Below are 25321 nucleotides of genomic sequence, written 5' to 3'. Positions count from 1 at the left end.
CATAGTTACCCGTTCATTATACAAGTCTGCTGATTCGAGCTGTTCGCAAGCTCCTTTACAGGCCTCCTCTCCTATTGGGATGCAGGGATCATTATTACGCTGAACAAAACAAAGTTTAGGACAGAGGTTAAATCCGGCAATTAGGCTTTTGATCAGGTTATAACCTTCGGAAATACCATTGAAGGTATAGTATGGTTTTGAGAATTTTTTCTTTCTGTCAATAACGAGACGCATATAACCATTTTGGTCCTCAAATGAATACAAAACATAAGCGTATTCAAATCTTTTCAAGGATCGGTTATAAGCAGGCCACAGGCGTTTGATCTCAACTGCTTCAAGAATCAATGACATCAGTTCGGTACCACATTCCTGAAAGGTTATGTGATGAATTTCCCTTAAAAAATCCTGCTTTTGCCTGCCCGGTTTATTATTTGCAAAATGACTTGCTACTCTTTTCCGGATATTCTTTGCCTTCCCCACATAAATAACTTTCGACTTTGAGTTATGAAAATAATAGATTCCGGGAACAGTTGGCAGTTTGTCCATATCTTCTTTTGGAAGATGAGGCGGGAGTGATTGTTCCCTTGATCGTTGATTAAGGGTTTTGCTTATATGTCCTTCCTTATCCTGTTCTATCAGCATTGAAAAGAGTTTTGCAGTTGCCAGAGCATCACCTAATGCGCGATGCCTGTCATGTATTTCAATTCCAACTTCTTTACATAACCTCCCCAGACTATATGATGCCAAACCAGGTAAGATTTTTCGGCTTAAGCGCACTGTGCATAGCTTTTTTGTCTGCAAATTAAAGCCGGCAGCAGCCAGATGAAAATGAAGAAAAGAAAAATCGAAATTGACATTATGTGCTACGAACACTTTATCATGCAGGAGTTCATATATCTGATGAGCAATATCCTGAAATTTCGGAGCTGTACTGACCATTTCATCATCTATACCCGTAAGCGCCTGAACATAGATTGGAATAGGCTTTAAAGGATTGATTAATGTTTTGAATTGCTTTATAACCTCCTGGCCATCATGTACCAATATTGCAACTTCAGTGATCCCATTGGCACTTGCATGCCCTCCGGTTGTTTCAATATCGACTATAGCATACATCCTTCAGAAACTCTCAATTATTCAAATATAGAAAGATTTTAGAAATACTAACAATATTAGTATTTTCATTTAAATAAAAACAGGTATTTTCTATGATTTCCTGATAGGCTTAAGCAAATATTCAAGTCCGTTAAGCTTAATCTCATACATCGTCGCCAAAAGGACTCCAATCTTACCTGCAGGAAATCCCTTATTCTCATACCACACCAGATAATATTCAGGCAGTTCGCAAATAAGCCGGCCCTTATATTTACCATAAGGCATGGCAATACTAACCAGATCTTTAAGAATTTGAGGGTTCATCCTGCGGTTTAATCTGAGCTTTTCTTTTATAGAGAAGCTGTAGGTATAGATATGCAAAAAAAGTTATAATTGCCGCGGAGTAGAAAATAGGAGGTATCATACTAACATCTGTAATGTATAAACTGCCTGCAAAAAAAGCTCCCAAACCAATGCCTGCTTCCAGTGCGATGTACATTGTTGCAACAGCTTTGCCACGATGATCAGGATGACTGAGATCTATAATCCAGGCGGTGATTGCAGGAGATAACATTCCTGTTGCTACGCCATAAACCGCAGAGCCGATCATCAGGCTCAGCGGCGTATCAGCAAACCCAATCAAGATCAGGGATACAACAAGAATTACCAGTGATAGCTTAATAATATGAACTCTGCCAATCCTGTCAGACATCTTTCCGGACACAAACCGTATTAACAGTGAAGAAACAGTAAAAACCATAAAGAAAAGACCCTTGTTTGAAACCCCAAGGTGCGCTCCCCAATCTGAAATGACGGTAAGTATAATCCCATAACTCAGGTAGGAAAAAAAGGTAATGAAGGCTGCAACCAAAACCCTGACCTCAATAACTTCTGTACGTTTTATCTGCATCATAGAAAACCGGAAAGGTTCTTTTTTCTCCAGGGTCTCCTGCATATTCATCAGAATAATAATTGAAAGCAGTGCAAAAACAGAAGAACAATAGAACATCGCATTTATTGAGAACATTTCAGTTAGTTCGCTGCCAATAGCCGGGCCAATTGCTAGTCCGGTACTAAAACATACTCCATGTATTCCCATAGCTTCACCCCAACGATTACCTGGAACTATATCAGCAACATAGGCTGCCGTTGCGGTTGGCTTAAAACCTGTAGAAAATCCATGAAACAGCCTCAACCATAAAAATCCGGCAACGCTGGTCAGGATCGGATACAATAAGCCACAAACAACACAAACAAATGAACCAACTGCCATTACCGGAACGCGACCAATCTTGTCTGTCAGTTTCCCGCTAAATGGCCTTGAAATCCCAGCAGAAAGTGTAAAGAGAGCAATGATATAGCCCTTATATTCTGCACCTCCCAGTCCCGTAAGATAGGCTGGCATTTCCGGAATCAACATATTGAAACTGGCAGAAAACAGGAATGAACTCAAGCATAAAAGTGCAAACTGAACATTATAGATTGGATGTTTTTTACCAGACATTGTTTTAGATAGTGCGGCAAAAGTAATAAGAATTTCAGCTAAAATCGTCGAAATTAAAAGAGATAGATTAGAACAATAAATGATAAAAATGTCCGGTTTTTCAGCTAATGTTAATAGTTTTGCCGGGTAAATTATTCCCTCTATGCGATTTTTGAAATTGGTTACCCTTTTACTTTTGATGATTTCTTTGCAATCTGCCTTTGGGCAGAGTAGTTCAGCACTCAAAAAACGAAAGGAAGCTATTACCAGAGAGATAGAGGAATTAAAAAGAAGCCGCAGCAAGATTGATAAAAACAAGAAACTATCCCTTAACCAGATCAATCTCTTAAATACTCAGATCAGATTAAGAGAAGATAAAATCAGGACGATAAACACTGAAATAAAAATGCTGGACACGAAAATTATCAGCAATACAACTGAGGTAATTTCACTACAAACAAACCTGAACAAACTGAAGGCACAGTATTCAAAAATGATTGTTTTTGCATTCAAAAATCAGGGAGCCTACAATAAATTGATGTTCATATTTGCTTCGCACAATTTTAATCAGGCCTATATGCGGCTCCGCTATATTCAGCAGGTAGGCACTTTCCGAAAAAGGCAGGCTAAAGAGATTATTACAACTCAAATTAGCCTGAAAAAACAAATCAATGAACTCGACCAGAACAAAAAGGAGAAAACCAATCTCTTAATGGACCAGATTGTCGAGAAGCAAACCTTAGGTAAGGATAAAGAACAGCAGTCGAAAATATTAACAGGCTTAACTAAGAAACAAAAAGAGCTCCAGCAACAGCTTTCCAGAAAACAAAGGGAGGCAAATACATTAAACAAAGCAATTCAGGAGGCAATTCGGAAAGAGATCCTGGCAGCACAGCGCAAAGAAGCAGAGCGTCGAAGACTGGCCGCTGCGGCCGAAGCAGCTTCAAAAGCAAAAAAAAATACTGTTAAGCCTAAACCTGTAGCTAGCGGATCATCCATTTTAGCTTCAAGTCCGGAGGACGCCAAACTTTCGTCATCCTTTCTGGGAAGCCGTGGCCGGATGCAAAAGCCTGCTCAGGGAATTATTACGCAGGGTTTCGGGCAGCAAAAATTCAATAATGTAACCATTTTCAATCCGGGCATTAACATTAAAACTGCCCCCGGGGCTAATGTTTATGCTGTTTATGGAGGAAAAGTCAGTAAAGTGATTTATCTGGTCAATTCCTACACTATCATCATTCGTCATGGGGAGTATTTTTCTATTTATTCCAAGCTTAAGAATACAAGTGTAGCTGCAGGTCAGGAAGTTACTGCCCGGCAAAGTATTGGCCAAGTGGCAACAGATATAACTGAGGACCTAACAGAAATGCAATTTCAAATCTGGAAAGGTGGCACTCCGGTAAATCCATCCGGATGGATATCACAATAATAATCCAAGAATTCTGTTATCCACTATCTATTCGATTGATTCATTTTAATTAGGTGGAATATATAATTATCATTAACCAGAAATTAAATTATCATTAACTTAATGTTGCTAAATAATGTATTTATCATGTACTTTTGCAAACTCTAAAAAAAAATAAAAACTCATGTCTGAACAAAGAGCTATTGTAAGTGTATGGAGAGACAACTGGCAATCATCTGATTACAGAAAAAAATGCATTACCGGATTGATCCTCATCTCATTTATTCTGCTTGCCCTCCCATTCTTCTATCAGGCTATAGAGCAAAGAAATGGGATTGATTTCAATGATTATTTATTAGAATGGCTTCCCGCATATGATCTTTCTCTTTTTATTTTCATTACCATCTGGTCAATGACTATATTAACATTCAGCCGTTTCAAACAGGATCCCAACTTATTTTTAACCTTTCTATGGGGTTTTATTCTGATTAACCTATCCCGCTTTGTCTCTATCGGTCTGATTCCACTTGATGCACCCAAAGATCTTATTCCTATACATGACCCAATCAGCAATCAATTTTATGGGCCGAAATTCATTACCAAAGATCTGTTCTTCTCAGGGCATACCGCTGCGATGTTTTTGATGTTCTTATGTCTGAAGAAAAGAACGGATAAAATTCTTGCACTTACAGCTTCAATTTTTATCGGGATAGCAGTGCTGCTCCAACATGTTCATTATACATTAGATGTAATAATGGCACCACTAATTACTTATTTTATTTGGGTTGGATCTAAGAAAATCGTCGAATCATAATCATTCCCTATTTCCCTCTACTATTTCAATCCGGAAAATTCTTATCGATCAATAGCTGAATTATACCATCAACCAAACCTACCCTCGGTACAAATATTTGCTTTACTCCGCCCCATTTCATAACCGTGAGATAAATCTCAGAGGCTGGAATAATAACATCTGCCCTATCCTGATTCAATCCAAGAATATTAATCCGGTCTTTCAATGAAAAAGAATTCAGATAAGCATACAATTCCCTAAGCTTTGTAAAAGTTAACGGCGAACCATCTTTTCCTTCAGCCATCTTAAAAAGTTTATTAATATTTCCTCCGGTTCCAATACCCGAAAGATTTTTATATGACTGGGCCACATTCTTTACCCAATCCTTCATTTCAGCCCAGGTTTCATCTTTATCCTGATTATCAAGTATCCTGATACCCCCCAGATTGAATGAACGGGAAGAAATTAATTCCCCATTGCTGAAAACTGACAGTTCAGTACTGCCTCCACCAACGTCAATGTACAAGTAATTCTTCTTCCGGTCGAGACTTTGTTCAATGTGGCTTGCGTAAATAATATTGGCTTCCCTTTGCCCTTCCACAATTTCAAGGTCTAATCCTGCCTCAGCCTTAATTTTCGCCACAAGTGAAGCACCATTCCTTGCCTCACGCATTGCAGATGTTGCGCAAGCCATATAATCACTAACCTTGTAAACATCGATCAGATTACGAAATGCGACCATGGTCTTAATGAGCTCTTCGGTTTTATTTGGAGATATTAACTTATCCAGAAAAGCATCATCACCAAGCCTCAAAGGCACTCTGATTAGTGTATTCTTTTTAAAAGAAACAGTCTTGCTGTTTTGTATTACATCAGCAATTAACAGTCTGACAGCATTCGAACCGATGTCTATGGCAGCGTATCTCAAAGTATTATTTTTTATATTTTAAATAGGAATATATGTCAGCCTGAGCACGACTAAGGATCTTTGTCCCGGTCTTCCGATAATGATTATTATTCAGCTCATTAATTTCTCTTGCCTTTGTATTATCCTTCAGCTGAATATTAATAATATCCAGAATTTCAGATCTTATCTCCGCATCCAGTATCGGGAAACCTACTTCTACCCGATGATCCAGATTTCTTGCCATCATATCGGCCGAAGATAGATAAACATTTTGTCGCCCGGCATCTCCAAATATCCAAACCCGCGCGTGCTCAAGATAACGATCTATTATACTAATCACTTCAATATTTTCACTAAATCCTGCAATTCCCGGCACCAGACAACACATACCGCGAATGATTAGCTTAATTTTAACACCTGCATTACTGGCCTCATATAATTTCTCAATTATAGCAACATCAGTTAAACTATTCATTTTAAGTATTATACTGGCATTTCTACCCGCTTTTGCAGTTTTTATCTCTTTATTAATCAGTGAGTTTATTTTTTGCCTGCTTTCAAGAGGAGAAACGATCAAATGCTTATAAGCACTATGAAAAACCTGCTTTTGAAGTCCATCAAAAAATGTCACCAATTCGGAAGTAATCAAAGGATTAGCAGTAAATAAGCTATGATCACAATAAAGTTTTGCTGTCTTTTCATTATAATTCCCCGTTGCCAGATTTGCATAATATCTGTCTTTCCCCTTTTCTGTCCGTCTTACCAAACAAATTTTTGAATGAACTTTATAGTCGGGCATTCCATAATTAACAACTACCCCCTCTTCTTCCAACCTGTTTGTCCAGTAAATATTGGCTTGCTCATCAAACCTTGCTTTGAGTTCCAACATGCAGCTCACCTTTTTTCCATTCTTAGCAGCATTAATCAGAGCATGAATAATTCTGGAATTTTCTGCCAGGCGATATAGTGTAATTTGAATCTCTTTAACCTTTGGATCAATAGCGGCTTCCCTGAGGAAATGTATAATATAATCAAAGGACTGATAGGGTAAATTAATTAGATAATCCTTTCTGGAGATCTGTGCAAAGATACTACTTACAGTAGAAAGTTCATTGACAGGTAGTGGCACCAACTTAGGGTATTCCAATTCAGGCCTTCCTACATTCGGAAAGCTAATAAAATCCTTAAAATTATGGTACCGGTTGCCAGGAATAAGTCCATCGGCAGTTAAATCTAATTCAGCTACCAGATAAGTGAGCATATCCAGAGGCATGTCAGTATCATACAATAAGCGCATAGGTTTACCCTTTCCTCTTTTCAGGAGGCTTTTGGAGAGTGCATCAATAAATTTTTCACTAACATGTATATCAAGATCCAATTCAGCATCCCTGGTCAACTGAACAGAATAAGCCTCAATACTATCATATTCAAAAATGAAGAAAATATCATCGAGACAGTATCTGACAATATCATCGATCAATGTGATGAATTTAAGATTATTCGTTTCAGGAAGTACAATAAAACGACCTGAAACATCAGTTGGAATTTCAATCAGAGCAAATCTGTTTTTCTCTTTATTCATTTTCTGAACCAGCCTTACAAAAAGATAGATTGCCCGATCTTTGAGTTCAGGAAATGGTTCATTTTTATTGACCATTACCGGCACTAGTGTTGATAGAATTTTCTCCCTGAAATATTCTCTCACAAATGAACCACGTGTAACATTCAACTGAGTTTCATTAATTAAAAAGATCCTTTCCCGTTCCAGCTCCTTTACTATGACATCTTCGTATAAATGATTGAATTTTCGTTCTTGTCTGACAACAATATTTTTGATCTGGTTTAATATTTTCCGGGGACTAAAACCCAATATTGCTTTTGACCTGGTATTCAGATTTGAAAGCCTGTTGAGGGTAGCAACCCTTACCCTGTAGAATTCATCAAGATTTGAGGAAAAAATGGCCAGAAAACGAATTCTTTCAACCAGCGGGACTGATTTATCAGCGGCTTCCTGCAGTACACGGTCGTTAAAGTATAACCAACTGACCTCACGATTTATTAAAGGAATATTCTTAGGCATTGGCATAAATAAACAATCCCGCACCTGTGGACGGGACTGTAAAATTCAAAAAATAATATTAACAAAACATTAAATTCACGTTAAGTGTGAAACGTGAATCGTATTCATCTAAATTTTTTCAGTTGAAGGAGCACTTGAAGATTCTTCCGATTTGGCTGAAGCAACAGTTGACGAAACAGCTTTAGAAGCCGGCTTTCTGCTTCTGGATGCCGTTGGCTTTGCTTTTAAAGGTGTCTCTTTGTTCACAGCGGATTTGCCTGGCCCTACTTTAGGTGCTGATGCTGCAGCTGTACTCTTTTGTGATCTTACTCTCGGTTTGTTTGCAGCCGGCTTTGATGAACCTGTACCAGAAGTAACAAGACTTGGAGCCTTAGCCTTTACTGCAGCCTTACTAACACGGGCAACAACCTTTTCGGCTTTCTTAACTGCAGAAACTACAGATTTGCCTGCCGAAGTACCTGCCTTGCTGATACTTTTTGGTTTTATACTTTTAGCCTTACTTTCCAATTTATCCTCAACCGCATTCATAACATCATTATATTTGGAAGCAAGCTTTTTAGCTAATGCTTTACTGGTTTTTTTAATCTCTTTGGAGAATTTTTCTGCATCATGCCCAAGACTCTTCATTGCTTCAAAGAATTTATCGGAAATAGTTGTTTCCAATTCCTTTTTAACAACCCGTTTTGTTTTCTTTTTTACATCCTTTACAGATGTTTTTACTTTATTTGCTTTCATAATTATTCTTTTAGAGAAATGTAATCTTTAAATGCAATATTTAAAGATATTAACAAAATTTGATTAACCATAGTATAATAATTATGCCAACATTTGACATCGTAAGTAAGATCGACGGACAGACCCTCGATAATGCAATCAATACAGCGAAAAAAGAAATCCTAAATCGATATGATTTTAACGATTCAAAAAGCAGCGTAGAACTTGATAAAAAGACAAATGAAATCACCATTATCACCGAAAATGACATGCGTTTGAAAGCTATTCAGGATGCGATTATATCCAGGATGGTTAAACATAACCTTGATCCGGGCAGCATGGACCTCGGAAAAGAACAATATGCATCAGGCAATATGCTCCGGAAAGAAATTAAAATTAAGGAAGGAATCGATAAAGAAGCAGCAAAAAAAATCGTTAAAAAAATAAAAGACAGCGGACTAAAAGTTCAGGCGTCTATTATGGACGATCAGGTTAGAGTTCAGGCCAAGAAAATAGATGATTTGCAAGCTGTAATTGCCCTGTGCCGCAGCGATGATTTTGGACAGCCGCTTCAGTATATTAATATGAGAAACTAGGATTAAATCGACAATTGACAGTTGGCAATTATCAACTATCAATTGTCCATTATCAATTAATTAAACCGTCTTCACATCTTTCTCATCATAATCATCAATATCCATGATGTAGCCATTCTGTATCAGGAATTCGAACAAATGTTTTGATTCTTTAGATACAGGCATATTGCGTGTGGTAATAATCTGTTTATTTTTCTTGTCAAGGTAAGGATAGGCATAAAGTCTTACGTTCTTACTGAACAAATCACTGATATAAGCTAAAAGCTCGTCTGTGTAATTGTCGCCGTAATTTTCGGAGTTAAATATATTTTTCAGGTTTGCAATATTGGTTGATATACCGACACTTTTGGGGCTGCATCGTGAAAGGTATTGTGCCAGTTTATGATTTCGTGCAAAGTCAGAAACAATTACATAATTCCCTGTAGCACAAAGCTCTTCAGCACGTTTTGCAAATTTCTCAAGATCCTCATTACTTAGTTCCGATTTATCTTCAAGAAAATTGGTCATTAAAACCTCAATCATTACAATGATATTCTTATCATTTACCTTTTGAGTACGTTTAAATTGCTCAACCGCCTTATTAAATAAATCGAAGTTTGGCGTAGATTTCTGACCAAATTTTGTCCGAAGGATCATCACATCCTTTTTATACAACACATCTTTAGATTGACGTGCATGACCATTTTTATCAAAAATCGCTGCCCCTGAAAAGCCTTTGGCTATCAGATATAGATTAACCAGCCGGTCGTTTGCATTTTTGAATTTCGGACCACTCAGACTGATAAGATCAATTTCTACGGAGCCTACTGCCAAATTATCAACCAGAGACTCGATCATCGACTGTACATCATCATGATAATAATATGCGGCATAAACCAGATTAACCCCTAATATTCCCAAAACATTCTGCTGCAGATTTGAATCACTGTCCAGAAGTCTGACATGAAAAACAATATCATTAGGCTCACCTCCCGGGCTCAGTTGAAACCTGATACCCAGCCAACCATGAGGATCATTGGTTTTATTGAAATTGAGGGTTGTTACAGTATCTGCAAAAGCGAAAAAGGTTTTTCCGGCATATTTTGGCCCGCAGAGGCGTTCAGATAAAAGTCCGAACTCATGCTGTATCATTTTATCAAGCCTTGATTCTGAAACATAGCGGCCGGATTCCTCTTCCCCGTAAATAGAATTACTAAAGACCATATCATAAGCCGACATAGTCTTTGCAATCGTTCCTGAAGCAGCCCCGGCAGTGAAAAAATTTCTTGCGACTTCCTGACCTGCTCCTATCTCGGCAAAAGTTCCGTAAATAGATTCATCTAAATTGATCTTTAAGGCTTTTCGCTTATTCTCTAAAATTTCTCTCAACATGCGGCGAAATTACGATTTTGCAACTTATGCCGCAATTTAAATAGAAAAGGCAGGCGGTATTCCGCCTGCCTTTTAAAATGAGTTTTCGATCAGAATCAGCTGATTGCTATCTCTCTCGACAATACCTTTGCTTCTTCCTTCTTTGCTACACTGATAAGCAAAATACCATCTTTATATTCTGCAGTGATCTTAGCATAATCTGCAGTCTCAGGCAATGTAAATGTTCTCATAAAGGATGAATAGTTATACTCAATTCTATTGTATTTCTTTGCTTCATCCGACTCTGTCTTCTCTTCCTTTCTTTCTGCCGATACACTTAATAGATTCTGCTCCAGATTGATTTTAAAATCTTCCTTCTTAAGCCCGGGAGCAGCTACTTCAATATGAAATTCATTGTCGCTTTCAGCAATATTAACTGCAGGATTACGATTTAAGGTACTTTTAGATAAAAAGGGATCGGCATTGAAAAACGATTCAAAAACATCGTTATAAGCCGGTTTAAATGTTTTGTTTGTGTTTCCGTTTGCAAATTTTACAAGTGCCATTTTGATATCCTCCTAAATTTTTAATTAGTTATTTCAAACTATTCGACAATGTGTATACCATTTTGCATATTGCACAAAAACAAGCCAAAACAAATGACAAACTGGCAGCATAATTTATTTTTTACCGACACAATGGCAATATTCGCATGAAAGGATATCATTTCAAAACTCAGATTCACATTCGTTTTGCTGACATAGATGCTTTAGGCCATGTAAATAACGCTATATATCTTACTTATTTTGAGATAGCACGATCTGCTTACTGGGCTGAAGTCATTGAATGGGACTGGAAATTACTGGGAATCATAATCAGAAAATCCGTTATTGATTATCTTAAACCAATCACACTTTCTGATAAAGTATATGCTTATGTCAGAACTTCAAAAATTGGAAACAGCAGTTTTGAACTCGAATACGTTCTTGTGAGAAACATTAATGGCATTGAGGAAATATGTACTACCGGACAAACGCTCTGTGTCTCATTTGATTATACACTTCAAAAACCCACCCAAATTCCGTCACAGCAGCGCATTAAGATGGAAAACAGTATGATGTATAATCCTGAATGATTAAGGCAGGTTATCTGTTTCGCAGGATTAGAATATTTTACCGGGATTGAGTATTCCTTTTGGATCAAAAACTGATTTAATACCACGCATCAGGTTAAGATGTACTTCAGAGTATTTTATATCCATGTACTCACGCTGCACTGAGCCGATACCATGTTCTCCGGATATAGTACCTCCAAGGGAGACGGTTAACTTAAAGATCTGTCGTATACCCTCTTTTAATTTTGTATTCCAATCCTCATCAGACATATTACCCTTAATGATATTGATGTGCACATTTCCATCCCCGGCATGTCCATAACAAATAGACTGAAATCCAAATCTTACTCCAATCTCCTTTATTCCATGAATTAATTTAGCCAATTCCGCCCTCGGCACCACCGTATCTTCCTCCTTATAAATTGAATTCGACTTTACAGATAATGGCATAGTACGTCTCAATCTCCATAAAGACTCCTTTTGAGCCGCAGTATCTGCAAAAAGCACATCAGAACAGGAATTACTTTCCAGTACTTCGTTGATCTTTTCACAATCAGACATGAGTACATCCAAATCATTACCGTCAACTTCTATCATTAAAAACGCCTGAGCATCATCCTTAAGGTCGAATTGAAAATGATCATATTCTATTACCCATTCAACTGCCCTGCGTTCCATAAACTCAAGTGTAGATGGAGTTACTCCTGCACGAAAAATTGCAGAAACTGCCTCACAAGCTTGCTCATTACCCGGAAAAGAAGCCAGCATAACCAGATTTTGTACAGGACGCGATATAAGTTTTAATACTATTTTGGTTATTATACCGAGTGTGCCCTCAGAACCAATCATTAACTGTGTGAGATTATATCCCGAAGCATACTTGAGTGTATTAGCTCCGGTCCAGATTATTTCACCATCAGGAAGAACCACCTCAAGGTTCAACACATATTCTCTGATGGTACCATATTTCACAACTCTGGGCCCTCCGCTTCCATGTGCAATATTTCCACCAATAAAGCAAGAGCCTTTACTTGAAGGATCTACAGGATATAACAATCCCCTTTCGGCGACCGCATTCATAAAAACCTCAGTAATTACGCCCGGTTCAATAGTTGCCTGAAGATTACGCTCATCAATTTCAATGATCTTATCAAACCTCTCCATCGAGATCAGAAGTCCTCCCATTACTGGCAAGGCCCCACCACTTAGTCCCGTACCGGCACCTCTGGGCGTAACAGGAATCATGTTTTTATTACATAATTTAAGCAGTCTTGAGATTTGCTCTTTACTATTTGGTCTGACAACTACTTCAGGAACGAAAATCAAATCTTCAGTCTCATCATGAGAATATTTCTCAAGGTTATCATGATCTGTAAAAACGTTCTCTGCTCCAATAATTTCAGAGATTTCCGTTAAAATATCCTTAGTGATCTGGTTAAAAGACATACTATCTGCTGAACGAAAGTTCAATGGTTGAATTATTTATTTCGGCGGCCATTGGGGGATGCATTTTTTGGATAGAAATACGAATCATCTGAACAGCAAGAAACTCATGTCTGATCCGCTCCAGTATGCTATGTGCTACAGTTTCTATCAATTTACGCGGAATTTTCATTTCTTCTGAGGCGATATGCAATAAACGCTCATAATTAACTGTATTAGCAATATCGTCGGCACCTGAACTATATACCTCAAGTTCTGTATCAATATCGACAATAAATTCTGTCCCCAGGATCTGCTCTTCAGGATAAAATCCGTGATATGAAAAAAAACGAACTCCGTTTAAGCTTATCCTTTGTTTGATAATTCCCATTACACAAAAATAGTTTAATTAAATATACTCATTGGCAGAGCCGGTCAATTAATTGTTCATTTGATTAATTATTCCAAACAAAAAATATTAACTAATTTCATTCGCTCAAATTCATACCTTGTTTAATATTTAACATTATGAATCTGTTCCATCCCGCATGTGCGGGATAAAAAACAATAAAATAAACCGATGAAAAGAATCACTTTACTCGCCGCCATTTTAACTGTAATAATAAACAGTAGTTCTGCACAGCAGAATGCAAATCCAAAAGACACAGAAGCATGGTCGCCTGTCCCGAAAATTGTTCAGCCACAAAAAAGTGCATTATCAGCACCTGAAGATGCAATTGTTCTATTTGGAGGAAAGGATCTTAATCAATGGCAAACAGCTAAAGATCAATCTCCGGCAAAATGGATAGTTTCCAACGGACAATTTACTGTGAAAAAAGGGACAGGAAATATTCAGACTAAACAATCATTTTTAAATTATCAAATGCATATTGAATGGCTGATTCCTGTAAATATTACAGGCTCGGGCCAGGCAAGAGGCAATAGTGGAATATTTCTGGCATCTACGGGCGGAGGAGATGAGGGTTACGAATTACAGGTTCTGGATTCATATAATAACGTAACTTATAGTAACGGTCAGGCTGGAAGTATTTATAAACAATTTATACCATTAGTAAACGCATCCAGAAAACCAGGAGAATGGCAGTCATATGATGTTATTTGGACTGCTCCGGTATTTAATGAAAATGGCACTTTGAAATCTGCCGCCAGGGTAAGTGTGCTGCATAATGGGATATTGATTCAAAACAACATTGAGCTCAAGGGTGAAACAGTATATGTTGGGCCTCCTTTCTATAAAAAACACGGACCATTACCAATCAAATTGCAGGATCACGGAGATCCAAGTGAACCGATAAGCTTTCGCAATATTTGGATAAGAGAATTATAAAAACAAGCTATTCATCAATCAGGCCTTTTATAAAATCTGCAAAGAACCAGATTAACCTTAAATTAATTAAACAGACAACCCGGCAGGATATGACTGACTTCATACCTGATCTTCATCCTGGCTTGAATTATTTTGGCTTGAAAATTGAATGTTTGCATTCAAAAATAAAAGACATGAAAAATCAATTAATCCTGATCTGTTTAAGTGCATCACTTCTTTTGACAAGTTCGTGTGCTGTTAACCCGGTTACGGGGAAAAAACAGATCGTTCTGATGTCAGAGAGTCAGGAAATTGCAATGGGTGCCGATGCTGACCCACAAATCGTTGCTCAATACGGACTATATGAGAATAAAATATTGCAGGATTTCATCACTCAGAAGGGAAATGAAATGGCTGCTATATCCCACAGGCCAGATCTCAAGTATGAATTTAAAATTGTCGACTCAGAAGTATTGAATGCATTTGCAGTACCTGGAGGATATGTTTATTTCACAAGAGGTATCATGGCTCACTTCAATAATGAAGCTGAATTTGCAGGCGTTTTAGGACATGAAATAGGACATATTACGGCAAGACATTCAGTTTCTCAACAAAGCAAAGCAATACTCGGACAGGTTGGATTAATTGGAAGTATGATTTTGGTACCCCAGATTGCAGAGTTTGCTGATCCATTATCCCAGGGCTTAGGCTTGTTGTTCCTAAAGTTCGGGCGGGATGCCGAACGTCAATCGGATGAACTTGGAGTTGAGTATTCTTCAAAAATAGGTTATGATGCAAAAGAAATGGCCGGTTTTTTCAATACTCTGGAAAGACAACGGGCTGGAACAGAAGGCGCAGAATTACCGGATTTTATGTCCACTCACCCTAATCCCGGAGACAGAAATGTTGCTGTTTCAAAACTGTCGGAAGAATGGAAAAAGAAATTAAGCCTGACCAATCCTAAGGTAAGCAGAGAAAGCTATTTAAAAAAGATTGAAGGTTTAATCTACGGGGAAGACCCTAAACAGGGCTTTCTGGAAAACAACATTTTTTATCATCCTGAATTAAAATTTCAGTTCAATACTCCGCAGGGCTGGAATTACCAGAATACTCCTCAAAAAGTACAGTTTGCTCCAAAAGATGGAAAAGCGCTTCTCATGATGTCACTTGCCCCGGGCAACTCACTTCAGGAAGCTGCCAGCAATCTGATACAGAAAAATAATCTTCAGGTCTTAGAATCAAATCAGATTACTGTCAATGGCTTGAATGCAATATCAATGATTGCAGATGTAAAAGCAGAACAGCAGCAACAGCAGCAGGCAGCTTCGGTGAGAACTTTATCCTATCTCATTCAATACAATAAAAATATTTATTTGATACTCGGTGCCAGTTCAATGAATGATTTTAACAATTACTCTCAATATTTTCTTCAATCAATGAAGAATTTCAAAGAGTTAAAAGATGTTTCTAAACTTAATAAGCAGCCTGAAAGGATAAGAATCAAACCAGTTAAACAAAGCGGAACCCTTAAGCAGGCGCTGAACAGTTACAATATGCCTGAAAATAAACAGGAAGAAATTTCCTTATTGAATGGAATGCAACTCACAGACAGGGTACTGGCGGGATCTCTCATAAAAATTCTGGGAAAATAATGTAAAGAGGTAAAAAGCCTGGAAATAAAATAGGCTTTTTACCTCTTTATTTATAGCATGATATGGTTAAATTTGTATTGCATCCAATACAAACTAATTAATCATACTTTAATGCAATTTTCCTGAGATCATCCTTTATGAATAAATACTGGTACTATTTAACAGGGTTAAACCAGGAATTCTCTCTGGAATCAAGAATATTTCATTCCTTTTGTATAGTTGCCTTCTTTATTCTTACTCTTTGTGTCCCACTAAATATAATTTTAGGTCTTCCAACCTCGGCTTTACTGGCTTTGATAGCATTAATAACTCAGGCTGGTCTTTATTATCTATCAAGATTTAAGTATAAAACACAAATCAGCCTTTGGTTATCCATATTCATTATCCACATTATTATAATAGTAAACTATTTTTTCAATTCAGGAATTCAGGGACCCAGTTTTCTATTACTCGTTGCTATTTTTTTCCTGGTTGTATCACTGTCAAAACCAAAAGAATACAGGTTTTTCATTAGTCTGAATTTAATTGTAGCCAGTGGTTTGGCCTTAATTGAGTATTTAAACCCCGAATTAGTCGAAAAGTCTTACATGGGGCGGGAATTTCATTTCGGAGATATCATTTCCACTTATTTTATAAGTGTTTTGACCATTCTGATTGGTCTTAGATACATAAAAAAGAATTATTACATAAGTCAGGGCTTGCTGGAAACAAAAGCAGCTGATCTTGAACGTATAAATAACACTAAAAATAAGTTATTTACTATAGTTTCCCACGACCTGAGAGCCCCATTAGCTACTGTCAGAAGTTATTTGGAAATCCTGTCAAATTTAGATCCTGCAAAGGAGAACTGGCAGGAAATACAAAGTGATCTGATTGAGATGACCCAAAATACAGATAATATGCTCTCCAACATCCTGATGTGGTCTGCATCACAAATGGAAGGAATAAACATTAATAAGAAACCAATCCTTCTTGCCAATACTCTAATTCCTGTAATCAGGGTATTTCAGTCAATTGCAAATGCCAAACAAATAGCTTTAAGCTTTGAGATTGACCCTGGTCTTAAGGTAATGGCAGACGAGAATATGCTGCAACTTGTGATCCGAAATATCTTAAGCAATGCAATAAAATTTACCAATAACGGAGGGAATATTCAGCTGAAAGTAGAATCTGATTATCCAAACTACATAATCAAAATAAGCGACAATGGCATTGGAATGACCGATCAGATTAAAGATTCCATATTCAGCTTAAAAGCTGAATCTTCCTTTGGTACAAAAAATGAAAAGGGTGTTGGTTTGGGTCTGAATTTAAGTAAGGAATTTACCGATATGCAGGGTGGCAGAATCTGGTTTGAAAGCGTTTATGGTAAAGGAAGTACCTTCTTTATTTCGATTCCAATAGCCTGATTATTAATTTGCTACTGTATTTAAATACCACCTGGGCTTAATTAAGACGATCAGACTTATCCCTCAACAAACCCCGATTTTGATATAAATTTGCCATCTCAGCCTTTTTTTTGTAAATTTGTAAAAAAGCACAAGCTATTCTTTTTCATGCCTGCTGGTCAATTCGACTGATCTTGGTTTCTTTCCTGTAATAAAAACAGAATAATCCTGATCCATTCCTTTGTTGAATTTTCAATGCCTCTCTGGCCGCATACATTTGAACCGGATAGTAATTATTAAATAATTTACAGACATGGCAAAATCCCAGGCAACCTTCATGAAGAAGCAGCTCGAAAAGAACAGAGCAAAGAAAAAAGAAGATAAAGAACACCGTAAGCAGGAACGCAAACAAAATTCAAATGGCGGTAAGCTCGAAGATATGCTCGCCTATGTAGATGAGAATGGAGAACTTTCCTCTACCCCTCCAGAAATCAAACAAGCTGTAAGGCAATCAAACCGATAGCTCGTTGACATAATAAATACAGAGTATTCAAGCAATTAAATTATTCAGGTTCTTGGAAAATCGGGCAATTTCATCCAATGGGTGAAATCCCCGATTGAAACCTTATCCTCGGCAACAATAAACTTGTTATAAATTTCACTGTAATATCCGAAGTATATTTGTCCGCCATCAAATAACAGAACGTCTACTGCCTGTTCAGGCAACTCATCTTTAACTAAAGTCCAAACCATAGTATAAAGATATAAACTATTGTCGAAATGGTTTTATACAAATTCATGCTGTAAACAGCAGGGTTGAAAATTACATATCGCTGAAAAACAGCATATTAAGATCATTTTAAGGGAATTATAATTTTGCAGAAGTCAAACTTTAAAAGTAAATTTCTTTATAAAACCTTAAACCAACCCACATCATGAACTCAAAAACATTTTTAATCGGTATTGCAGGAGGCATTATTGTCTTCCTGATGGGATTTTTAATCTATGGAATACTATTGATGGATTATTTTGGTGCCAGTATGAGCTCCTACCCGGGACTCCTGAAAGAACCCATGGAAATCTGGGCAATTGGAACAGGCAATATTATATGGGGAATTCTTCTGGCTTATTTTCTGAATACTTTGAAAGTTGACTCAGGTATTCAGGGGGCTATTCAGGGGGCAACATTGTTTTTCCTGTTTGGTCTGGGAGCTAATTTCGTTTTCTTCGGTCAGTACAATTTAATGCCGCTTTCACTGGCTTTCGTGGATTCACTCTGTATGGCTCTGTTAGGTGGAGTATCCGGGGCAGCAATTGGATGGTTAATTGGCAGAAAATCAGGGAAAACTAGCTGAACAAAAAGCAGAATATTAAAAATCTTTGCTGTATAGAAAATGGGGAATATCGCTCAGATATTCCCCATTAAAACAGATGAAAATAACAACATTTAGAACCTACTCTTTAATATTCAAATTTCGGGTACAGCTTCTTCCGGATTTCCCCAAACGAATGGTGCAAGGGGCACATTCGCATTTTCTGCTTTAATATTTTTTAATGATTCAGGAGCGGTTTCTTCAGGACTTCCCCATACAAATGGCGCGACAGGCACATTCAGATTCCTAAATCCCTTAACTGACTTAACAGAATCAATTATATCATCAGGGCTACCCCATACAAAAGGTGCCACAGGAACTTTTGCAAATCTTGCTTTTACAAATCTCAGGCCTTCAGGAGCCTGATCGTCAGGGCTGCCCCATACAAATGGTGCTACAGAAACCATTGATTTAGGCAGGTCACTTGAGAATTCTGAACTTTTAACCGCTGCATTAATATTCAGAGAAAAAGTCATTAAAATTACTGTGCTAAGTGCGAATATTGTTTTCATGTTTTTGTTTTTGTTTGATTGTTGATCAAATGTACCCCCCTAATCAAAGCCGGCATATACCTTTCTGGCAGGATATAGCAACAATTCGGTAAGTGCAGGAAAACTGTCGGTAAAAAACCTTCGGCTCAGATATCTGATTTAATGCAAATGAGAATCGATTTATGTAGTTTTGAAAAAACCAATTATATGCAAAACCAGGATCAGGAAAAGAAAGATATTCACAGATCATCCAAGAAAGATCTTTATGAAGCACCAGATTATTTTCTGGTTAATGATCTTTTGACCGAGGAACATAAGCTCATACGTGATACTGTGAGGGCCTGGGTTAAAAAAGAAGTAAGTCCGATCATTGAAGATTTCGCGCAAAGAGCTGAATTTCCAAAACAACTTATTCCCGGACTTGCGTCACTGGGTGCCTTTGGGCCTACTATCCCGGTAAATTATGGTGGTGCCGGCTTAGATTATATTTCTTACGGACTGATTATGCAGGAGATTGAGAGGGGTGATTCAGGTATCCGGTCAACCGCATCGGTTCAGGGATCTTTGGTCATGTATCCGATATATGCCTATGGTTCGGAAGAGCAAAAAACAAAATTTCTGCCTAAACTGGCATCCGGCGAATTTCTTGGATGTTTTGGATTGACTGAGCCAGATCATGGTTCAGATCCGGGAAGTATGATCACCAATATTAAAGACATGGGTGATCATTACGTTCTGAACGGATCAAAAATGTGGATCTCAAATTCACCTTTTGCCGATATTGCAGTTGTCTGGGCTAAAGATGAACAGGGCATTATCAGGGGATTGATTGTTGAAAAAGGTATGGAAGGCTTTTCTGCCCCGGAGATCCATGGCAAATGGAGCCTCAGAGCTTCGGCTACCGGAGAACTGGTATTTAATAACGTTAAAATTCCTAAAGAAAACATATTCCCGAATATAAGCGGAATTAAAGGTCCGCTGGGATGCTTAAACCAGGCGCGCTATGGAATAGCCTGGGGAGCTTTGGGTGCCGCTATGGACTGTTATGATACCGCTCTGCGTTATTCCAAGGAGAGAAAGCAATTCGGCAGACCAATAGGCGGATTTCAACTTCAGCAAAAGAAACTGGCTGAAATGATCACAGAGATTACCAAAGGGCAACTATTGGTATGGCGACTCGGAGTACTCAAAAATGAAGGCCGTGCTACACCTGCACAGATATCTATGGCTAAAAGAAACAGTGTCGAAACAGCCATAAATATTGCCCGTGAAGCAAGACAGATTCTGGGAGGAATGGGCATAACCGGTGAGTATCCGGTGATGCGCCACATGATGAATCTGGAATCTGTTGTAACCTATGAAGGCACACACGACATTCATTTATTAATCACAGGAATGGATATTACCGGATTGAATGCATTTCAATAGTCATCCGGAATTAGCGGTATATCCAATCCAGACTAAGCCTTCTGATATAGGAGTTTTGTAGCCCTAAACCAACACCGTACCCAAGTAACACATGCGATTTGGTAAAATGGATTGCTGTATAACAAAACATTCCATTAGGGTCATCCTCTATATTTTTAATTTTTTGCCATGATCTTCCCTCATTTTTTGAAACAGCGATAGTTAAAGGGCTTCGTTTACTCTTAAAATAACCCGGACCAGATGCGCCATTATTATTCCATACCAGTAAGAGGTCACCGGTGTTTGGTATTCTTTTTATTGAAGCAGGTGATATCGGAGAGGGAATTGCTGCAGGTTCTGCCATGGTCCATGTCAGGCCCCCATCCTCTGAAAAACTTTGATATTGTGTACCACCACTCGCTCTCATGAACACCATTAATTTTCCTCTTTTCAACTCAAGCAAACCTGGCTCCTGAATGATTATGGTGTCAGGTGTCAAAACGGAATCTCCTGAATGCCAGCTCAGTCCATTATCATCAGAATAATAACATTTTATCGTCCCCTTATTTTTCCATGGTGTTTCAGGAGTTTTATGCAATGATACCGGAACGAGGATACGGCCAGATTTTAACTGCACTATCCGATCATTATTTACAACAAAATATCCCTTTCTGTCCTGAACAATTGCTTTTGGATCAGTCCATGTTTTACCCTCATCCTCTGAGAGTCTTAGTTGAGGTATACAATCACTTAAAGAATTCTTTCGGGCATATACGAGGGCTATCTTGCCATTTTTAAGACGAAGCAATGAAACAGACATCACATTCATATCCCCTTCTTTGTCAACAATGACCTGATCGTCTGTAGTCCAGCTGATTCCCTCATCTGTAGAATAACGTCCAACCAATTGTGCTGGTGCATGATCGCTACCCGAACCTCCGATAAAACGACTGTATACAAAAAGTATCCTGCCGTCTTTCAATTCAATAAAATCGCCTTCGCTGTTTCGTGGATTATCCTCAGATGAATTAATCTGATGAACCAGCATATTTCCTGAATTTTCATTTGGCTGCGCCATCAAAAATCCGGTACCGGCAAATTCCAAAAGAAAAAATAGAAAGTATGATCTCAATGAGGCTATACTAGTATAAAATGATTTATTCATTTTATGATGTATTGGATAAAAATTTAAATATCAGATATTAATACCAGGCTTAGCTACAAATAAAAAAGCCCATTTCTATAAAGATATGGGCTTTCTGTTCAAAAATCAATAAAATGCCTATGCCATTAGGAGTAAACAGATCTTACCCGCTCTCTAAGGTTATATCCTGAAGCCATCACTTCACCGTATGCACCGGCTGTTCTGATTGCGATGAGATCTCCACGCTTTGATTCAGGCAACTCAACTTCTTTACCAAAGCAGTCGGTACTTTCACAAATAGGGCCAACAACATCATATGAAACTATGGAATTTGCAGGATCCGCAGTAATATTTTCAATCTTATGATAAGCCTGATATAAGGCAGGGCGCATCAATTCAGTCATTCCGGCATCCAGAACCAGAAAATTCTTCTTTAATCCGTTCTTCACATAAAGTATTCGGCTAATCAGGCTTCCGCACTGTGCTACAAGAGCTCTTCCAAGTTCAAAATGAACTTCCTGACCATTCCTGCGCTCAAGGAATTTATCATAGATTTCAAAAAAACTCATAAAATCATTGACAGTATTCTCATCAGGATGATGATAATCCACTCCGAGTCCTCCGCCGACATTCAATACCTTAAGGTCGAAACCGCGTTCCAGAAACCAGATATTAAGCTCATTAACTTTCAGACAAAGGCTTTTAAATACATCCAGATTCGTAATTTGAGATCCCACATGAAAATGGATTCCAATCAGTTCTAGGTTTGAACATCTTTTAAGTTCCTCAACACATGCAGGTAATTCCCATTGATTCACACCAAACTTATTCTCTTCCAGTCCGGTAGTGATATACTGATGAGTATGAGCATCTACGTTTGGATTGATTCTTATCGCAACCCTTGCCTGTTTGCCTAGTTTTAAGGCAAGTTTATTGATTATTCCAAGTTCCTGAACAGATTCAACATTGAAACAATAAATATTATTACTTAAAGCCTCATTAATTTCTCTGTCCGACTTTCCAACACCTGCAAAAACAACCTTTCCGGGATCAAAACCTATTTCAATTGCCTTTTTAACCTCATTCCCACTAACACAATCTGCACCGAAACCCGATTTTTGAATGGCTTTCAAGACCTGTTCATTGAAATTGGCCTTAAGTGCATAATGAACATGGAATGCAAACTTCTCAGAAGCCGCTTTGCAGGACATTAAAGTCTGATCCAATACATTCAGATCATAATAATAAAATGGCGTTTCTAAATTCTGGAAACGGGCGACTGTATCCCTTCTAAACATATAAATCCTCTAATCCGCCTGAGACGGATGCTAACTTTATTCAAATAAACGATTGTGTAATGACCTCAATGCTTCAACCTTATCTCCATCATTAATCAGAAGGGAAATATTAAAATGGCTTCCGCCGTAAGAGATCATACGGATTGGAATATGTTTCAGGGCTTCAAGCACCCGGGCTGCAAAGCCGTGCTTATCGGCACCAAAATCACCTACCACACAAACAATTGTTTGATTATAATCAACCTCAACCGTTCCGAAATTATTAAGTTCTTTAATTATCTCTGCAAGATTACTAATATCATCAATCGTTACTGATACAGCCACCTCTGAAGTAGTGATCATATCAATTGGTGTTTTATAACGCTCGAAGATTTCAAAAACTCTTCTCAAAAATCCATAGGCAAGAAGCATTCTGCTGGATTGAATTTTAATTGCGGTGATCCCGTCTTTTGCAGCTATAGATTTGATTTTACCACGTTCACTATCATTGGTAATCAAAGTTCCGGCAGCTTTAGGTTCCATTGTATTCAATAAACGAACAGGGACTTTAAACTTCTGTGCCGGAAAAACACTTTGAGGATGCAGGATCTTAGCACCGAAATAAGCAAGCTCGGCAGCCTCATCAAATGATAATCTTGCAATAGGTTTGGTTCCCTTTACGATACGTGGATCGTTATTATGCATTCCATCAATATCTGTCCAGATTTGTACCTCCTCAGCTCGAATAGCAGCACCAATCAATGAAGCAGTGTAATCACTACCCCCTCTTCGTAAATTATCTATCTCACCAAATGAATTACGGCAGATATAACCTTGTGTTATGAAAAGGTTAATTTCTGGGTCAAGCATTGGTTGAATATGTTCACTGATAAAATCAATTACCGGCTCATTATCCTCATCAATCTTCATAAAGACCAAAGCAGGGAGTAATTTTGACTTCACTCCTATCTCTGTCAGATAAAAATGATACAGGGTTGTTGAAATAAGTTCACCTTGTGCCAAAATGATCTTTTCTTCGATAGTTGTGAAATGTGCATTGGCAAATGAAGAAATCAGATTAAAATGATAATCAATCAGATTTTTTCCATTTTCTAATCCCTCTGCTGAAGAGAAAAGCTCTTTAATGAACAAATCATATTTAGCCTTCAATATAGCTGTAAGTTCTGCTGCCTTTGATTTATCAGCAGCCAGATAAGCCTGTGAGATTTCAAGCAGGCTGTTTGTAGTTCCCGATACTGCAGAAAGCACAACAATCTGTCTTTCTTCCGGGTTTATAATGTCTAATAATTTTTTAATCCGATCTGGACTTCCAACCGATGTTCCTCCGAACTTTAGTACCTTCATTTAAGCTTGAATTTTAGATTGCAGCAAATGATTTTTATACTTGTGCAATGAGAGGCTAAAATTAGGAAAAAGCATCTTATTTTTCATATTGAATATAATTGTTTTTATACCAGCAATGCGGGATCGCATGAGGTTATATACGCGTTGTCGGGAGGATATTAAGCTCTTGCGCGTTCCATACTGAACAAAATTTAATTTGGCATCCAAAAATCTTTGAAATAAAGAAGTCTTAAATGCCTTAGAATAAAATATAAAATCCATGAAAGAGCTAGAAATCTCTGTTTTAAATAAGATCAATAACTGGCTTCAGGGAAGCTATGATGAAGCAACAAAGAAAGAAATCAGCGAACTGCTGGAATCACAATCATTTACTGAGCTAACAGATTCATTCTATAAGGATCTAGAATTTGGAACCGGGGGGCTTCGCGGTACTATGGGGCCAGGTTCTAACCGTATTAATAAGTACACCATAGGAACTGCAACCCAGGGATTGAGCAATTACCTGCTTAAAAAATATCCCGGAGAGAAAATTAGCGTAGCCATTGCCCACGATAGCAGGAACAAATCCGATTATTTCGCAAAAATTACTGCTGAGGTATTCTCAGCTAATGGAATACATGTTTATTTCTTCAGGGAACTTAGACCAACACCAGAACTTTCATTTGCGATCCGGCACCTTGGATGCCGAAGCGGGGTAATGATCACTGCATCGCATAACCCAAAAGAATATAATGGCTATAAGGCCTATGGTGCTGACGGAGGACAATTCAAATCCCCTGATGATCAAATGGTTATGAATGAAGTTTCAGCTATAAGCGATATTAAGGAAGTTAAATTTGGTAGGATTGACAAAAATATTGAGTATATCTCGGAGGAGATCGATGAATTATATTTAAAAAAGATCACCGAACTTTCTGTTTCTCCGGAGGCTATTA

At 37.9% G+C, this 25321-nt stretch carries 25 protein-coding genes and 1 pseudogene; 11 read left to right on the top strand and 15 right to left on the bottom strand.

From position 1 onward, the window contains the following. The 3 genes from VGE44_RS02235 to VGE44_RS02225 all read right to left on the bottom strand — a co-directional run. The coding region (locus VGE44_RS02235) for an exonuclease domain-containing protein (RefSeq protein WP_331076134.1) at positions 1 to 1116 on the bottom strand (1116 nt) is incomplete at its 3' end. A gap of 90 nt (positions 1117 to 1206) precedes the next feature. Next, positions 1207 to 1419 (bottom strand): DUF3820 family protein, encoded by a 213-nt coding sequence (locus VGE44_RS02230; protein WP_331076133.1) that lies wholly within the window; start codon positions 1417 to 1419, stop codon positions 1207 to 1209. Then, positions 1400 to 2599, bottom strand: coding sequence for an MFS transporter (locus tag VGE44_RS02225; RefSeq protein ID WP_331076132.1), 1200 nt, complete (start codon positions 2597 to 2599; stop codon positions 1400 to 1402). Before VGE44_RS02225 ends, VGE44_RS02230 begins: the two co-directional genes overlap by 20 nt. 142 nt (positions 2600 to 2741) lie before the next feature. Between VGE44_RS02225 and VGE44_RS02220 the strand changes: the two genes are divergently transcribed. Together VGE44_RS02220 and VGE44_RS02215 are read left to right on the top strand one after the other, a co-directional pair. Beyond that, on the top strand, positions 2742 to 4007 hold the full coding sequence (locus VGE44_RS02220) for a murein hydrolase activator EnvC family protein (protein ID WP_331076131.1): 1266 nt from the start codon (positions 2742 to 2744) through the stop codon (positions 4005 to 4007). 163 nt (positions 4008 to 4170) lie between these two features. After that, the gene (locus tag VGE44_RS02215) at positions 4171 to 4800 is read left to right on the top strand and encodes a phosphatase PAP2-related protein (protein WP_331076130.1); all 630 of its coding nucleotides are present in this window, start codon (positions 4171 to 4173) and stop codon (positions 4798 to 4800) included. 25 nt (positions 4801 to 4825) lie between these two features. On the opposite strand, the gene VGE44_RS02210 is transcribed toward VGE44_RS02215, so the two are convergent. The 3 genes from VGE44_RS02210 to VGE44_RS02200 form a co-directional block, all read right to left on the bottom strand. Then, positions 4826 to 5707, bottom strand: coding sequence for an exopolyphosphatase (locus VGE44_RS02210; protein WP_331076129.1), 882 nt, complete (start codon positions 5705 to 5707; stop codon positions 4826 to 4828). Positions 5708 to 5711: 4 nt separating this feature from the next. After that, positions 5712 to 7766 carry a polyphosphate kinase 1 gene (ppk1, locus tag VGE44_RS02205; RefSeq protein WP_414649264.1) on the bottom strand — a complete coding sequence of 685 codons (2055 nt, stop codon included), beginning with the start codon at positions 7764 to 7766 and terminating at the stop codon, positions 5712 to 5714. A 108-nt stretch (positions 7767 to 7874) separates the two neighbouring features. After that, positions 7875 to 8501: a hypothetical protein gene (locus VGE44_RS02200; RefSeq protein WP_331076127.1), complete on the bottom strand. Its 627-nt coding sequence runs from the start codon at positions 8499 to 8501 to the stop codon at positions 7875 to 7877. Between the two features lie 83 nt (positions 8502 to 8584). Between VGE44_RS02200 and VGE44_RS02195 the strand changes: the two genes are divergently transcribed. Further along, the gene (locus tag VGE44_RS02195) at positions 8585 to 9076 is read left to right on the top strand and encodes a YajQ family cyclic di-GMP-binding protein (RefSeq protein WP_305365444.1); all 492 of its coding nucleotides are present in this window, start codon (positions 8585 to 8587) and stop codon (positions 9074 to 9076) included. A gap of 60 nt (positions 9077 to 9136) precedes the next feature. Here VGE44_RS02195 and VGE44_RS02190 read toward each other — a convergent pair whose 3' ends face one another. Further along, a complete protein-coding gene (locus tag VGE44_RS02190) occupies positions 9137 to 10447 on the bottom strand; it encodes a nicotinamide mononucleotide adenylyltransferase (protein WP_331076126.1) in 1311 nt (436 codons plus the stop codon). A 95-nt stretch (positions 10448 to 10542) separates the two neighbouring features. Continuing rightward, positions 10543 to 10992, bottom strand: coding sequence for an Hsp20/alpha crystallin family protein (locus tag VGE44_RS02185; RefSeq protein ID WP_331076125.1), 450 nt, complete (start codon positions 10990 to 10992; stop codon positions 10543 to 10545). A 146-nt stretch (positions 10993 to 11138) separates the two neighbouring features. Between VGE44_RS02185 and VGE44_RS02180 the strand changes: the two genes are divergently transcribed. Beyond that, entirely contained in the window at positions 11139 to 11561 is a 423-nt protein-coding gene (locus VGE44_RS02180) for a thioesterase family protein (protein ID WP_331076124.1), read from the top strand. 27 nt (positions 11562 to 11588) lie between these two features. Here VGE44_RS02180 and VGE44_RS02175 read toward each other — a convergent pair whose 3' ends face one another. Both VGE44_RS02175 and folB read right to left on the bottom strand, forming a co-directional pair. Further along, positions 11589 to 13010, bottom strand: coding sequence for an FAD-binding oxidoreductase (locus tag VGE44_RS02175; protein WP_331076123.1), 1422 nt, complete (start codon positions 13008 to 13010; stop codon positions 11589 to 11591). Continuing rightward, entirely contained in the window at positions 12988 to 13353 is a 366-nt protein-coding gene (gene folB / locus VGE44_RS02170) for a dihydroneopterin aldolase (RefSeq protein WP_331076122.1), read from the bottom strand. Before folB ends, VGE44_RS02175 begins: the two co-directional genes overlap by 23 nt. 189 nt (positions 13354 to 13542) lie before the next feature. On the opposite strand from folB, the gene VGE44_RS02165 reads away from it, so the two are divergent. The 4 genes from VGE44_RS02165 to VGE44_RS02150 all read left to right on the top strand — a co-directional run bounded on the left by VGE44_RS02165 (position 13543) and on the right by VGE44_RS02150 (position 17852). Next, positions 13543 to 14310 (top strand): DUF1080 domain-containing protein, encoded by a 768-nt coding sequence (locus VGE44_RS02165; protein ID WP_331076121.1) that lies wholly within the window; start codon positions 13543 to 13545, stop codon positions 14308 to 14310. A gap of 173 nt (positions 14311 to 14483) precedes the next feature. Continuing rightward, positions 14484 to 15941: a M48 family metalloprotease gene (locus tag VGE44_RS02160; RefSeq protein ID WP_331076120.1), complete on the top strand. Its 1458-nt coding sequence runs from the start codon at positions 14484 to 14486 to the stop codon at positions 15939 to 15941. Between the two features lie 137 nt (positions 15942 to 16078). Then, positions 16079 to 17350 carry a HAMP domain-containing sensor histidine kinase gene (locus tag VGE44_RS02155; RefSeq protein ID WP_331076119.1) on the top strand — a complete coding sequence of 424 codons (1272 nt, stop codon included), beginning with the start codon at positions 16079 to 16081 and terminating at the stop codon, positions 17348 to 17350. A gap of 292 nt (positions 17351 to 17642) precedes the next feature. Next, complete coding sequence (locus tag VGE44_RS02150) at positions 17643 to 17852, top strand: hypothetical protein (RefSeq protein ID WP_331076118.1); 210 nt, start codon at positions 17643 to 17645, stop codon at positions 17850 to 17852. A 44-nt stretch (positions 17853 to 17896) separates the two neighbouring features. Here VGE44_RS02150 and VGE44_RS02145 read toward each other — a convergent pair whose 3' ends face one another. Continuing rightward, entirely contained in the window at positions 17897 to 18082 is a 186-nt protein-coding gene (locus tag VGE44_RS02145) for a DUF551 domain-containing protein (RefSeq protein WP_331076117.1), read from the bottom strand. Positions 18083 to 18264: 182 nt separating this feature from the next. Between VGE44_RS02145 and VGE44_RS02140 the strand changes: the two genes are divergently transcribed. Beyond that, positions 18265 to 18684: a hypothetical protein gene (locus VGE44_RS02140; RefSeq protein WP_331076116.1), complete on the top strand. Its 420-nt coding sequence runs from the start codon at positions 18265 to 18267 to the stop codon at positions 18682 to 18684. Between the two features lie 113 nt (positions 18685 to 18797). Here VGE44_RS02140 and VGE44_RS02135 read toward each other — a convergent pair whose 3' ends face one another. Then, positions 18798 to 19214, bottom strand: a complete 417-nt coding sequence (locus VGE44_RS02135) for a hypothetical protein (protein WP_331076115.1) — start codon at positions 19212 to 19214, stop codon at positions 18798 to 18800. Positions 19215 to 19400: 186 nt separating this feature from the next. On the opposite strand from VGE44_RS02135, the gene VGE44_RS02130 reads away from it, so the two are divergent. Then, entirely contained in the window at positions 19401 to 20621 is a 1221-nt protein-coding gene (locus VGE44_RS02130) for an acyl-CoA dehydrogenase family protein (RefSeq protein ID WP_349256853.1), read from the top strand. A gap of 10 nt (positions 20622 to 20631) precedes the next feature. Here VGE44_RS02130 and VGE44_RS02125 read toward each other — a convergent pair whose 3' ends face one another. The 3 genes from VGE44_RS02125 to VGE44_RS02115 all read right to left on the bottom strand — a co-directional run bounded on the left by VGE44_RS02125 (position 20632) and on the right by VGE44_RS02115 (position 24386). Beyond that, a complete protein-coding gene (locus VGE44_RS02125; protein WP_331076114.1) occupies positions 20632 to 21765 on the bottom strand; it encodes a sialidase family protein in 1134 nt (377 codons plus the stop codon). A 125-nt stretch (positions 21766 to 21890) separates the two neighbouring features. Beyond that, on the bottom strand, positions 21891 to 23042 hold the full coding sequence (gene lysA, locus VGE44_RS02120) for a diaminopimelate decarboxylase (RefSeq protein WP_331076113.1): 1152 nt from the start codon (positions 23040 to 23042) through the stop codon (positions 21891 to 21893). Between the two features lie 36 nt (positions 23043 to 23078). After that, complete coding sequence (locus VGE44_RS02115; RefSeq protein WP_331076112.1) at positions 23079 to 24386, bottom strand: aspartate kinase; 1308 nt, start codon at positions 24384 to 24386, stop codon at positions 23079 to 23081. Between the two features lie 259 nt (positions 24387 to 24645). Here VGE44_RS02115 and VGE44_RS02110 point away from each other — a divergent pair. Continuing rightward, positions 24646 to 25321, top strand: a pseudogene (locus VGE44_RS02110) (phospho-sugar mutase); the annotation flags it as partial.

Source organism: Daejeonella sp. (assembly GCF_036405355.1).
Classification (GTDB): domain Bacteria; phylum Bacteroidota; class Bacteroidia; order Sphingobacteriales; family Sphingobacteriaceae; genus Daejeonella.
This window is presented reverse-complemented; position numbering and strand designations above follow the sequence as displayed.